The 13,830-nt window shown below is 33.7% G+C and carries 9 protein-coding genes; 7 read left to right on the top strand and 2 right to left on the bottom strand.

Annotation, left to right across the window (positions count from 1 at the left end):
• Together C240_RS15110 and C240_RS15105 are read left to right on the top strand one after the other, a co-directional pair.
• Complete coding sequence (locus tag C240_RS15110) at positions 1 to 3,144, top strand: AAA family ATPase (protein ID WP_271497486.1); 3,144 nt, start codon at positions 1 to 3, stop codon at positions 3,142 to 3,144.
• 21 nt (positions 3,145 to 3,165) lie between these two features.
• Entirely contained in the window at positions 3,166 to 6,366 is a 3,201-nt protein-coding gene (locus tag C240_RS15105; RefSeq protein WP_271497484.1) for a DEAD/DEAH box helicase, read from the top strand.
• Between the two features lie 61 nt (positions 6,367 to 6,427).
• Here C240_RS15105 and C240_RS15100 read toward each other — a convergent pair whose 3' ends face one another.
• Positions 6,428 to 7,138, bottom strand: coding sequence for an HAD family hydrolase (locus C240_RS15100; RefSeq protein ID WP_271497482.1), 711 nt, complete (start codon positions 7,136 to 7,138; stop codon positions 6,428 to 6,430).
• Positions 7,139 to 7,400: 262 nt separating this feature from the next.
• Here C240_RS15100 and C240_RS15095 point away from each other — a divergent pair, with 262 nt between their 5' ends.
• The 3 genes from C240_RS15095 (at position 7,401) to C240_RS15085 (ending at position 10,741) form a co-directional block, all read left to right on the top strand.
• A complete protein-coding gene (locus C240_RS15095) occupies positions 7,401 to 7,628 on the top strand; it encodes a hypothetical protein (RefSeq protein ID WP_271497480.1) in 228 nt (75 codons plus the stop codon).
• A 30-nt stretch (positions 7,629 to 7,658) separates the two neighbouring features.
• Complete coding sequence (locus C240_RS15090; protein ID WP_271497479.1) at positions 7,659 to 8,408, top strand: nucleotidyltransferase domain-containing protein; 750 nt, start codon at positions 7,659 to 7,661, stop codon at positions 8,406 to 8,408.
• Positions 8,409 to 9,025: 617 nt separating this feature from the next.
• Positions 9,026 to 10,741 carry an ABC transporter ATP-binding protein gene (locus C240_RS15085; protein WP_271497476.1) on the top strand — a complete coding sequence of 572 codons (1,716 nt, stop codon included), beginning with the start codon at positions 9,026 to 9,028 and terminating at the stop codon, positions 10,739 to 10,741.
• A 267-nt stretch (positions 10,742 to 11,008) separates the two neighbouring features.
• Here the strand turns inward: C240_RS15085 and trpS are convergent, their stop codons facing one another.
• Positions 11,009 to 12,019, bottom strand: coding sequence for a tryptophan--tRNA ligase (gene trpS / locus C240_RS15080; protein ID WP_271497474.1), 1,011 nt, complete (start codon positions 12,017 to 12,019; stop codon positions 11,009 to 11,011).
• Between the two features lie 363 nt (positions 12,020 to 12,382).
• Between trpS and spxA the strand changes: the two genes are divergently transcribed.
• Both spxA and C240_RS15070 read left to right on the top strand, forming a co-directional pair.
• Positions 12,383 to 12,781 (top strand): transcriptional regulator SpxA, encoded by a 399-nt coding sequence (spxA, locus tag C240_RS15075; protein ID WP_271497472.1) that lies wholly within the window; start codon positions 12,383 to 12,385, stop codon positions 12,779 to 12,781.
• Between the two features lie 380 nt (positions 12,782 to 13,161).
• Complete coding sequence (locus tag C240_RS15070) at positions 13,162 to 13,812, top strand: adaptor protein MecA (RefSeq protein ID WP_271497470.1); 651 nt, start codon at positions 13,162 to 13,164, stop codon at positions 13,810 to 13,812.
• The last annotated feature ends 18 nt before the right edge of the window (positions 13,813 to 13,830 follow it).

The following is a 13,830-nucleotide window of genomic DNA, read 5'->3' as shown; positions in this document are numbered from 1 at the left end:
TTGAAACCATTAACGCTAACATTGAAAAACTTCGGCCCCTATATTGATGAAACTATTGATTTTAATCGCTTCGAAGACTCTTCGCTCTTTTTGATTAGTGGAAAAACTGGCTCAGGAAAAACCACTATTTTTGATGGAATGAGCTATGCGCTTTTTGGAGAAAGTTCAGGAAAATTACGACAAGGCAAAGAAATGCGCTCAACATTTGCAGATCCTTCTGAACCGACAGAAGTACAATTAGTTTTTTCACATGGAGAACACCTGTATGAGATTACTAGAAAACCAGAGCAAGAGCTTTATAAAAAGCGTGGAGATGGAACGAGAACACAAAGTGCCAAAATTTCTTTGGTTGTTAAAGATCATAATGGAAAAGAATTACGAGAATACACGAAACGACGTGAAGTAGACGGATTTATTCAAGAATTACTCCATTTAGATGCTAATCAATTTGCACAGATAGTCTTGTTACCTCAAGGTGAATTCCGAACATTTTTGATTGCAAATAGTAACGATAAAGAGAAGGTTTTAAGAAACCTATTTAGTACACAACTTTACCAGTCGTTAAATGAACGCTTAAAAATACAACTTAAATCAGTAAATAAAGAAATCGAGACAACTCAGCAATTGATTAAACTTAAGTTAGATCAGCTTTATTGGGAAGAACCAATGCAGGAAGAAGAAACAATCGAGGCTAAGCTAGAACGATTGAATGCACAGCAAATCTCAATGAATCAAGCTCAGCTTACTTTAACTGCAGAAATGACTGCACTTCAAGAACAGAAACAAGCCAAGGAACAAGAAAAATATTCCATCGAAGAGCTATTAAACGATTTTACCAAAAAAGAGCAGCTTCGCGTCCAAAATGAAGAATTGGAACAAGCCGCTGAAATGATCGAAAAACTTCGTTCAGAAGAAAAACAGTTGCAATGGATTAAAGATCATCAAAATTTAATTGAAAAAATTGATGAAAGAACGCATTTAATTGACACATATGAAAATGAATTACAGACAAATCAAAATGAACAAAAAGTACAACTACAAACCATTCAGGAAAAAGAAATAGTTTTCCAAGAGCATGTTGAACAAGCTGCAAGGATAGAATTGCTTAAAAGTGAACTTAGTCAGCTGCAGTTTCAATTACCTTTGTATGAGGAAAAAGAAAAATTAACAGAGCAGCTCAAAGAAAAACAAGCTGAACTTGAAAAGCTAACAGCGCAACTAACCGATACAAAAAAAGAGCAAAGTAATCTTGAACAAGTGTATCAACAAGAACAAACAATTGTGGAACAACAAGGAATGATTGAAAAAAATCAAGTAGTGTTGGAACGTCGCCAAGAACAGTGGCAAATTTTTATTGAAAATTGGGAACGACTTCAACAACTTGAAGAAAAAAAGAGAGCTTTCACTCAACAATTATCTCAATCAGAATCGGACCTAGCAGAAGCAAATACAGAAAAAAAAGCAATTCAGGAACAAGTAAAAACCAAAAAAAGCCAGTGGGCCAAAATGCAGATTAGTCGCTTAAGTTTATTTTTAGTTGAAGGCGAACCGTGCCCCGTTTGCGGAGCGTTAGAACATCCGAATCAAAAAGAACACCAACAATTCTCATTGGAAGAAATTCAAGCAATGGAAATTGAATTAGCTGATGTGGAACAGACAGAGAAAAAACAAGATGAGATGGTCATAAAGCTGAATGCTCAAATCTCTCAAATGGAACAAGCCAAAGAAGAGCTTTCACAAGAGTGGAGCATACAAACTGAAAAAGTTAACTCACTTTATAAACAAATCAAAGAAATAGAGATTATCCCAAAACTGACAGAACTATCAACTGCAGTAAGCGCTCAAGTGACAAGTCAGCTTGAATTAGCGTTAGACCAACTGAAAGAAGAATATGCAAAAGTTGAAGCAGCAAAAATCAAACTAGCAGAACTTTCACTTGAAGTAAAAGAACTTCAAGTAGATTTAACCGACCAAGAAAATCATATTACTGAAAAGCAACAAGACTTAGCCGCTATCCAAATGAAACTACAAACAATTTCAGAACAGCTAACCAATGAACAGGCTTCTTTAACTGAAATGACAACAAAAAAATTAGAGCTAGAACAGCAAGTCAATACTTGGGAACAACAAAAACAAGCACTAGATCAACAAATTGCTAAACTAAAAGAAACTCAGTTATTATTAAAAAATACAGAGGTTCACCTTTCTAAAGAAAAAGATACCAACTTAAAAGAAAAATCAGCTTTGGATCAGCAACTTACTAAAGCCCTAAAAGACTCAAGCTTTGATTTTGATGAGCAAGATCTGCGAATACTTCTAAAAGAGGTACCAAAAATAGAAACAATTAAAGAAGAATTGACGGACTTTGACCAGAAAAAAACTCAATTAACATTTCAATTAAACGAGCTTGAGAGCAAATTGAAAGACAAAGAACAGCCGGAAATAACTTCGATTACGAATGAAATAAATGAATTAGCTGTATTGCTTCAATCAAAAGAAGCCTACTATTATCAAATACAAGAAAAAATTCAAAACAATCAACAAATTCAAAATCAGGTCAAAGAACTAATCGCCTCTGTTGATGAACAGTGGGAAGAAGTAACAGCATTGCATCAGTTAACTACTACAGTTAATGGTGATAATCCTCAAAAAATCAGCTTAGAACGATATGTTCTACGAACTTATCTAGAAAAAGTACTGACAGTTGCCAATCAGCGGTTGTCTATACTAACGAATAGTCGCTATCAATTTGAGTTAAATCAAGAATCTGGCAGTTATAAAAATCAAACCGGATTGGAAATAAATGTGTATGATGATAATTCAGGTAGCAGCCGCAGCGCTCACACTTTATCAGGGGGAGAAAGTTTTATAGCTGCCCTAGCTTTGGCGCTGTCGTTAGCTGAAGTAATTCAAGAAGAAGCAGGCGGTGTTCTGATTGAAGCCCTATTTATAGATGAAGGATTTGGTTCTTTAGATGAAGAAGCCTTAGAGATGGCGATGGAAGCTCTAGAAACAATTGAGAATGAAGGAAGAATGATCGGTATTATTAGCCATGTTAGTGAATTAAAAGCAAGAATTCCACAACAATTACAAATACGTACAAATGGGAATGGTCAAAGTCAATTGACCTATCAAACAGCATAGAAAATTTTAGGAGGTGAGAAAATGAAATGGAGTATACCAGAACGAATCGTTGAACGCGGCAGAGATTATATGAAAGAAGGCAGAGTGCTTTCAATCGATCAAGATATTGAAAATAAAGTTTGGCATGCTGAAGTTCTTGGCAAGGAATTATACCGAGTCCAATTAGATGGAACAGCCAAAGAAAATGATATCTGTGAATGTCCTTATTGGATGGATCATGGTTTTTGCAAACATACTGTGGCCGTCGAATTAACACTACGCCAGCGAGGAATATCACGAGTTATCAAAGCAGATCAGCCAGCTATTTTAGAAAAGCGTGCATCAACAGTCTCAGAGATGTTTACAAAAGGTTTTGCAAAGTTAAATCAAGAAAACCAAGAAAAAAATAAATTGATGCCATTAATTATTGATTTTATAGTGGATGTAATCGAAACAAATAATTATTATCCAGAACTGGCAATTTTAGGCGTTTCCTTACGTATTGGATACCAAGGTGTTAAACCTAAAACGTATATTATTAAGAATATTGGTGAATTTTTCCAAACATATCAAAAAGAGGGATCATACTTAATTAATAAACAACACCAATTTGATTTAGCACAAGAAGCTTTTTCAGTTGAGACGCAAGAAATTTTAGAAAAAATGACAGCTATCTATCAAACAAGCCAGCTACTTGGTGCCAATGGACTTCAAGTTAATGGTAAAATTGATAAACGCTACCTGATTCTACCAATTGATCAAGGAAGATACTTACTTGAAAAAATGAGTCAAACTGGACATTTTATATTAAATGATGAAAATAAAAAATATCGTCATTTAACATTTACAACAGAAATGCTACCGATAATTTTTGATATTAGTAAACAAGCAGCTGATGTATATAAATTAACTATTGACGACCAACTTACTACGTTTTTAGCTCATTATCAGTGGGGATTTAGTAAGAATCAAGTTTTTTCTTTTACACAAGAACAAAAAATGATCTACGCAACATTACTGCAACTATTAAAAAGAGTAGAGCAGCCTGAAATAGTTTATGAAAAACAAGAATTATCTGATTTATTTGGATCAGTTGTTCCATTATTAAAACAAATTGGTACGGTACATGTGAATGAAGCAGTGGCAGCTGTAATTGTTCATTATCCGTTAGAAACCGTATTTATTTTCCGCAAAATTAAAGGGAAAATCAGAGTACGCGTTGATTTTATTTATGGAGATGTCATTTTCTCAACCGATGAAGAACATTCAGTTGAATCTGGTGTTAATCAAGAAGTTGTTCGAGATAGTCAAACAGAACAGAAAATTTTGGATCAATTTGCTACATTTGGCTATAGAAAAGAATCCACTGGATATGAGAAAGACTTACCGACTGGTGAGCGCCTATATTATTTTTTCAAAGCTGAAATACCAGCTTTTCGCCAATTAGGTGAAGTTCGTATGGGGAAAAAATTACGAGAATTATTTTTAGATGCTCAACATCACCAGCCAACAATCGAAGTATCGGATTCAGACTCTTGGCTGGATGTCCGTTTTGATATTACAGGAATTGATGAACAAGAAATTGATGCTGTTTTGGCTAGCTTACTTCGAAACGATCAATTTTATACATTACAATCTGGAGAAGTTCTATCCTTGGATTCAGAAGAATTTCAGCAAACCAGTGAAATTTTAACAATGTTGCGAAAAAATATGAAAAATGTTCAAGGGACAATTCAAGTTCCAAGAAACCAAGGTTTGATGATCGAAAATATGTTAGAAGATAATGAACGTGCGCATTTTTCCGATTCATTTAAAGAGATGGTTTCCAATTTAACCCATCCAGAAAACTTTTCTGCTGATTTACCAAATGAAATACAAGCAACCTTACGTTCTTACCAAGTTGATGGTTTTAAATGGTTAAAAATGCTTAGTTATTATCAATTTGGCGGGATTTTAGCTGATGAAATGGGCTTAGGGAAAACCTTACAAACAATTACTTATTTATTATCTGAAAAGGAAGAAAATCATCAAAAAGGTTCAGCACTGATTGTTGCTCCTGCAAGTTTAATTTACAATTGGGCTGCAGAAATTAAGAAATTTGCGCCTAGTTTACGATGTGAAGTTGTTGCAGGAAGTAAAGCTGAACGTGAAAATTTAGCAAACCAAGCGGATCTGGATGTATTGATTACTTCTTATGCTAGTTTAAGACAGGATATTGACATGTACCAAGAGTTAAATTTAGGTTATTTGATTCTGGATGAAGCTCAGATGGTAAAAAATAGTGGGACGAAAACAGCTCAAGCTCTAAAAAGTTTGAAAATTCCGCAGCGATTTGCCTTGAGCGGAACACCGATTGAAAATAATCTTGATGAATTATGGTCTATTTTCCAAATGATTCTACCAGGACTATTTCCAGCAAGAACAACATTTAGAGCAATGAAGCCGGAAGAAGTTGCGAAAATGATTCAGCCGTTTATTTTAAGACGAGATAAAAAGACTGTTCTAGCAGACTTACCAGATAAAATCGAAAGTAATTTGTACAGTGTATTAACAGAAGAACAAAAAACTGTTTACTTAGCCTACCTGAAACAAATGCAAGAAGATGTTAGTCAAATGGATCAAGATGCATTCAAGAAAAATCGTTTAAGTATTCTGGCAGGCCTAACTCGTTTACGCCAAATTTGCTGCGATCCTCGTTTATTTATTGATGATTATACTGGCGGTTCTGGAAAATTGGAGCAAGTCAAAGATATGCTGATAGCGGCGAAAGAAAATAATCGTCGGGTCTTACTTTTTTCACAATTTACAAGTATGCTTTCCATCATCGAAAAAGAACTACATGAGTTGGGATTATCTACATTTTATTTACGTGGAAGTACCAAACCAAAAGAGCGAATGGAAATGGCAGATGCCTTTAACGCTGGTGAAAAAGATGTCTTCTTAATTTCTTTAAAAGCTGGCGGAACTGGTTTGAATTTAACCGGAGCGGATACTGTAATTCTCTATGACCTTTGGTGGAATCCAGCAGTAGAAGAACAAGCAGCTGGACGAGCACATCGGATTGGTCAAAAAAATGTAGTTGAAGTTTGGCGAATGATTGCAGAAGGAACTGTTGAAGAGAAAATGGATTCATTACAACAAGAAAAACGTGAACTATTCCAAAAAGTCATTCAAGGGAATGAAGAACAATTAGCGAAAATGACAGAAGATGACATTCGAACGATTTTAAGTATCGGCGAATAAAATTTAGTCAGTTATATAAAAAAAGTGGGACAGAAGTCATTGAAACTTCTATCCCATTTTTTTATGAAAATAATGATTGAATTGCAGGGAACAAGGCATCAAAAGAAGTGACTTCTTTAAGATGCGTTGGGGCAACATTGGCAGGAATTGCTCTTAAACGGTGATTAAACCACAGCGATTTCCAACCACCATTGGTAGCACCACAAATGTCATTTTCAAAGCTGTCGCCTACATAAAGTGTGTGCTCAGCATCCATTTTAAATTCTTTTGCTGCAAGATCAAAAATCTCTTTCTCTGGTTTTTGAAAACCAGTACTTTGAGAGATAATAATATTATCTGTCGGAATCCAATCCTCTAAGCGCAGTTGTTTTACTTTTTTATATTGATGATCAGTAGGACCGTTGGTAATAATCCCCATCGGAATTTGTTTATCTTTTAGGAAATCTAATACCTTTTTGACTTCCGGATGCATCACAATATTGTCCAGTTCATCTTCATAAGTTTTTTGGAAAGTCAAACCAGCTTCTTGTGAAACAGTTGGATAACTTAGATCTTTTAAAGATTCATCAATTCGATAATATCTCATATAATCTAGCGTCCATTCGTCTGACATTACTTTTGGAAATGTTTCATCACTGTGAAAACGAAAGCGAATATACAATGCGTGCATATCCTCAGGTTTTACGTCAGGAAACACTGCATTAATCGCATTTCTAAAAGGTTGTTGCTGGTCATAAATTGTATCATCCACATCAAAAACAACAGTTCTCATTAAAAAAAGTACACCCCTTATTATTTTTCAGAAAAATTTTCATAATCCTTTCTAATTGTAGCGAACTTTTTCACAAAAGAACAGAAAGAAAATTTTAATTTAAATTAGAAACATGGAAAACGGTATAGCTGATATATTTTGAAGAACATAAAGGATAAACTACTGAATTAATAAAATATTTTTACATATGGCATTATTACTCATGTATAATTAAAGCTAAAAGGAGTTGTTAAATTTGAACGGAGAAAATGAAAAAAAGATAATGTTTCAATTATCTAAAATGGTTGGTTTAAGTTTGTCGTTATTGGTAATGCCAGTGGTCGTAATAATAACAATGATTGTTATGTCTTTTGTAAAAGACAGAGATATTTTCCAAGAACTAAGTTTTATAATGTGGGTAATTATCACGATTTGTCAATGGATTGCGGCAATTATTATATTTAAACAAACCGATTTAAAGTTTGTGTCAAAAAAAGATTTAGACATTTAAAGTTATTAGTTATGGATAAGGAGTGGTGTTTTGAACAAAATAATCCAGAGTAAACTAAGAGAAATTGAAAAGGCTGAGAACGTGAAAATAATTCTAGCAATAGAATCAGGTAGTAGAGCATGGGGATTCGAATCAAAAGATAGTGATTATGATGTACGTTTTTTATACGTGAGAACTCAAGAGAGCTATTTAAAATTAGAAGGAATTAGAGATGTAATTGAATGGCAATTAGATGATGTTTTAGATATTAATGGATGGGATATTCAAAAAGCCTTAAAGTTATTGTATAAATCAAATCCCACATTATTTGAATGGTGCACGTCACCAATTGTTTATGCTGAGACAAGCGAAGCAATGGAACTAAAAAGAGTCATTGAAAACTATTTTTCAACAAAGAAAGCATTGTTTCATTACTGGAATATGGCAAATACAAATTATCGAGAATATCTAAAAGGTCAGAAAGTTAAAGCTAAAAAATATTTCTATGTTTTACGACCTATTTTGGCTAGTAAGTGGATAACTAATTATAATACAATTCCGCCGATTGAGTTCGACCAGCTGGTAGCTAGTGTTCTTGATAATAATTTGAAACCAGTGGTAAACGAATTATTAAATCAGAAAAAAAACACTAATGAACTCGACTTAATCGATAAAATTGATGTACTGAATAATTATATTGAAAATGAGTTGATAGAGTTAGAAAAAGTTGCACAAGGTACCTTAGATAAGAAAGATAATGAATGGGAACCTTTAAATCGTTTCTTCTTGTCTCTTTTGTAATTCATCTGCTTAATCTATAAAAAAACATTAACTTTTAAAATTAAATCATGCTAAGTCGTACGCTTTTTTGTTTGTAAAATAAAAAAAGTGTACAAAAAAAACAAAAGTAAAGCTTAAATTTCCCTTCAAAAAGTATTTTCGATAGTACATTTATGAAATGGTGAAAAAATTAAACATTTAGTATAATAAAAACAGAAACACCGATTAGACCTATCTTCCCCAAGACATAAGCAACTTATCGGTGTTTTTCGTGATGTACATGTATACATATAATTTAACAAATTCCAGCTATATTTTCAAGATATTGGCATTGTTGCATATAGAGTTTGTTCAAAATGTACAAAAAACTGGAAACAAAGTCATTTTTTGATTCAAAACATACTTATAAATAACAATATTTTCTTAATAAAAAGTGGTAAAAGAAATACTAAATTGGATTCAATTACTTTTTACAAGCGATAGTTATTGTCATAGAATCAATAATTTTTAGTAAAAATTATTTAATTTATAGGGTCTTATTTTCAAAGAATTACTTGCTAAATAAAGGTTTTCAAACTTTGCATCTTACTCTTTCTTTGCGTATAATAACAATAGTGTCTAAAAGAAAGAGGGAGATTATGTTAAAACGATTTTTTAGTTATTATCGACCGTATAAATATCTATTTATTTTGGATTTTACTTGTGCGGTTATCGCTGGTTTACTTGAGTTAGCTTTTCCAGTTGTAGTGAATCAAGTTATTGATAAAATCATGCCTAAAGAGAATTTTCGGATGATTGCACTGGCTTCTGCCGGACTGCTATTATTTTATATACTTAATACTTTTTTGCAATATATTGTGGTCTTTTTTGGCCATAAGTTGGGTGTAAACATTGAAACAGACATGCGTCGAGAACTTTACGGACACTTGCAGACGCAGCCGTTTGAATATTATGATAATCAGAAAACAGGGAAGTTAATGAGTCGTTTGACGACTGACTTATTTGAAATTTCTGAGGTTGCTCATCATGGACCAGAAGATGTGTTTATTACAATTATGACTTTAGTTGGATCATTTTATTTAATGCTCCGTATCCATGTTCAATTAGCTTTAGCAACATTTATCGTTTTACCTTTTATTACCATCGCATTAGTTTTCTTCAATAAAAAGATGACAAAAGTTAATACGAAAATTTATGATAACCTTGGGGATTTTAATGCTGGGGTTGAAGCCTCTGTTAGCGGTATTCGAGTGACACAATCATTTGCTAATGAGCCTTTTGAACGTCAACGGTTTGAAGGACTAAATCAGGCTTATCGAAAATCGAAAATTCATTTTTATAAAGTAATGGGTATTAGTTCAGCCTATAACTATTTTTTAATTCGTTTGATTAGTTTGTTTACGTTGATTTTTGGTGCATATTATACGATTAATGGTGAAATTACCAGTGGTGATTTTGTTGGATTTATTTTGTTAGCGAATGTCTTTGTTCGTCCTATCGAAAAAGTTAATAATATGATAGAAAGCTATCCAAAAGGGATTGCCGGGTTTAAACGATTCACAGAAGAAATTGATAAAAAACCAACGATCCAAGATAAACCCGATGCTGTCGTAGTTGATCATTTACATGGAGATATTATTTACAATGATGTTTCATTTTCTTATGCAGACTCTACAAAAGTTCTGAATCATATTGATCTAAAAATTGTTCCTGGTGAAACAGTAGCTTTTGTTGGTCAAAGTGGTTCTGGTAAGACAACCTTGTGTAATTTGTTGCCGAGATTTTATGAGGTAACAGAGGGTCAGATTACAATTGATGGTATTAATATTCAAGATATGACCTTAGCTTCATTAAGAAGTCAAATCGGGATAGTTCAACAAGATGTTTTCTTATTCCCTGGCACGATTCGTGATAATATCGCTTACGGAAAGCTGGATGCAACGGAAGAAGAAATTCAACAGGCTGTCAAATTAGCTCATCTAGAAAAAGTTGTCGATCAAATGTCTGAAGGATTAGACACGCTGATCGGTGAACGCGGAGTTAAACTTTCAGGAGGTCAAAAACAACGGGTGGCAATTGCTCGAATGTTCTTGAAAAATCCGCCGATTTTAATTTTAGATGAAGCAACTTCAGCTTTGGATACTGAGACAGAACAGGTTATTCAAGAATCTTTAAATTCTTTAGCAAAAGGTAGAACTACTATGATAATTGCTCATCGATTGGCAACAATCAAACATGCGACACGAATTATTGTGGTTAGTGATCAAGGAATATTAGAAGAAGGAACACATGAAGAGTTACTTGCGAAAGGCGGACATTACCGTCGTTTGCATGATGCACAATTTAGAGATTAAGAGGGATATAACTCACTGAGTTATGGTCATCGAAAATCCGAATCAACGGTGTGAAAAAGTCAGACACTCCATTTCATGTCGATTGCATTCTCGTAAATCACGAAGAATATCGTGAGTCGATGATGAACGGTACAAGGCACAGAATGTGCGTTGCTACCTTTAATGCTCTTAGAAATGAAGGCTTCGACAATTTCCTAAAAGCCGCACAATGTGTTTTATGCATTGTGCGGCTTTTAGTCCAGTTATTCAAGGTTACAACATCTTTGCTTATTTACGAGGTTTACGACCTAAACCAATGGCATTTTTCATACGTTGTAACGTCTTATTCGCTACAAGACGAGCTTGTTCTGCACCTTGATCCAGAATATCATCTAATTCATCTGAGGCTAACAATTCGTGGTAGCGAGTTTGAATTGGCTCTAGTAAGTCAACGACAGCTTCTGCCAAATCAGTTTTAAATTCTCCATAACCTTTTCCTTCATAGGTTGAAACCAAATCCTCGACAGAACGACCTGTAGCAGCAGAGAAAATATTTAACAAGTTTGTGATACCGGGTTTATTTTCTGCATCATATTCGATGATTCCAGTAGAGTCTGTTACAGCTGATTTAATTTTTTTGCGGATGACACTTGGCTCATCCAGCATTGAAATGAAGCCTTTTACGTTAGAATCTGATTTGCTCATTTTACTTGTGGGATCTTGTAAGCTCATTACCCGACCACCTTGTTCAGCAATTTTCACTTCAGGAAGAACTAAAATTTCCTGATTTTTCTGTCCATAGCGGTTATTAAAGCGTTCAACAAAATCCCGTGTTAATTCTAAATGTTGTTTTTGATCATCGCCTACAGGAACTAGATTTGCATTATACAAAACGATGTCACCAACCATTAATGGCGGATAAGTTAAAAGTCCAGCACTAACACCTGTCCGTCCGTTCTTTTGTGATTTATCTTTAAATTGAGTCATACGTTCTAATTCACCAATGGTTGTATTACATTGAATAATCCAAGCAGCTTCAGCATGAGCCGAGACTTCAGATTGAATAAAAATCGTTGCTTTTTTAGGATCCAAACCAACTGCTAAATAGAGTGCAGCCAAACCGCGTGTTTGTTGACGAAGTTTTTGAGGATCTTGAGGAACTGTAATCGCATGTTCATCCACAATACAAAAATAGCAGTCATAATTATTTTGTAATTCAATAAACTGTTTCATAGCACCGATATAGTTTCCGATTGTTGGTATTCCGCTTGGCTGAATGCCAGAAAAAATAGTTTCCATAAGTAACCACCTTAATTGATTAATAAAAGTCATTTCTATTATTATAACGCTAAAAAGGAAAAAAAACAGGATTTCATTTGAAAAAAATAAAATGTCAAAATTTCTGGACTAACACAGTTATGACAGGTAAATAAAACTGTATTCATTATGCAGTTTTGAAAACGCTGTAATTTTTTAACTAAAAAAAACGAATTTTATTTGGATAATAAAAAAAAACACGTAAAATAACGTGAAACTATATATTTTTTTTGAAAAAGAGCTAGTATTTTTATTAGAAATTGGGTATACTAACATTAAATAGGAAAAACAAAAAAATTCCTATTTCAAAAAAAGTGATGATAATCACGAAAAGGAGTGATGCACATGTTGACACTTTATACTTCCCCAAGTTGTACGTCTTGCCGTAAGGCTCGTGCGTGGTTACAAGAACACGAAATTCCATTCAAGGAAAGAAATATTTTCTCAGAACCATTAAATATTTCAGAGCTGAAGGCAATTTTGAGAATGACAGAAGATGGAACCGAAGAGATTATCTCTACACGTTCTAAAGTTTTCCAAAAGCTTAATATGGATTTGGATGAACTACCATTGCAGGACTTATTAACATTAGTAAAAGAAAATCCCGGATTGTTGCGTCGACCAATTATGATTGATGAAAAAAGATTACAAGTTGGTTTTAATGAAGACGAGATTCGTCGGTTCTTGCCAAGAGGTGTTCGGCAGCTAGAATTACGTCAAGCACAATTGATGGCAGGTCTATAAAAAGTAAATGAAGAAGAGGCTGAGACAAAAGCGTTTAGCTCCGAGAAATAAGAAGAGATTCACGAAAATTGCTCTTCAAATTTTTGTGAATTTCAGCTTATTTCCGAAGGAGCTGCTTTTTTCTCGCCGTTTATTCGGATCTAGTGAGTGAAACAAAACTGATTTTTAGTTTTGTCCCACTCACTTTCTTTATGCATAACGTTGATTTTTTATAATGAAAAACGCAAAAATTACATAGTTAAGAAGAATAAGTTTTAGGAAAATACTAAGAGAGAATTTTATTTTGAAATATTGTTACTTTTTCCTTTACATTTGGCGTGATTCCGCTACAATGTACGTAAGAATAAGTTTCCTGATTAGCAAAAGTGAGGTGTAGCGACATGGAAATGGAACATATTAATGAAAATACCATACGAGTGTTAATTGGCAATGAAGATCTAGCTGACAGAGGTATCACATTTTTAGATTTACTTGGCAATCACAAAGAAGTAGAGAATTTTTTCTACAGTATTTTAGAAGAAGTTGATGTGGAGGACGAATTTCAAGGTAGTGAAGCTGTTACCTTCCAAGTTTTACCAAAAAGTGATGGGTTGGAACTATTTATTAGTAAAAATGCATCCATGGATGACGTCTCTAATTTTGAAGGTTTTAATGATTTAAATTCAGAGGAAGTCAGCAATTTAATCCGTAAACAAATTGAAACTGATTTTACTGATGATATGCAGGAGTTTACTGATGATACAGTAAAAAATTTAGTTTTTAAACTAAGTGATTTTGACACGATGGTTCAATTAGCGAATGAAGTATTTTTACAGTCTGTTATTGCAAATTTATATACATTTAAAGGAACCTATTATCTACAAGTCATATTCTTGTTGGATGAGTTAGGGAAAAATGATGTAGAGAATGAAGTAGCTCAGTTACTTGAGTATGCGGACTTATCTACAGTCACACCAGAAACATTAACTGAGTATGGAACATGCATTATGGAGCGTAATGCTTTAGAGTTAACAAGATATTATTTTGAATAGGCTTGTAAAAACCTGGAA

This window comes from Enterococcus sp. 5H (genome assembly GCF_028128615.1).
GTDB lineage: Bacteria > Bacillota > Bacilli > Lactobacillales > Enterococcaceae > Enterococcus_L.
This window is presented reverse-complemented; position numbering and strand designations above follow the sequence as displayed.

Bases quoted from the DNA above. Each gene is read 5' to 3' on its own strand.
- C240_RS15095 (WP_271497480.1), top strand. From the start codon at position 7,401: ATGTTTCAATTATCTAAAATGGTTGGTTTAAGTTTGTCGTTATTGGTA.
- C240_RS15070 (WP_271497470.1), top strand. From the start codon at position 13,162: ATGGAAATGGAACATATTAATGAAAATACCATACGAGTGTTAATTGGC.
- C240_RS15100 (WP_271497482.1), bottom strand. From the start codon at position 7,138: ATGAGAACTGTTGTTTTTGATGTGGATGATACAATTTATGACCAGCAA.
- spxA (WP_271497472.1), top strand. From the start codon at position 12,383: ATGTTGACACTTTATACTTCCCCAAGTTGTACGTCTTGCCGTAAGGCT.
- C240_RS15105 (WP_271497484.1), top strand. From the start codon at position 3,166: ATGAAATGGAGTATACCAGAACGAATCGTTGAACGCGGCAGAGATTAT.
- C240_RS15085 (WP_271497476.1), top strand. From the start codon at position 9,026: ATGTTAAAACGATTTTTTAGTTATTATCGACCGTATAAATATCTATTT.
- trpS (WP_271497474.1), bottom strand. From the start codon at position 12,019: ATGGAAACTATTTTTTCTGGCATTCAGCCAAGCGGAATACCAACAATC.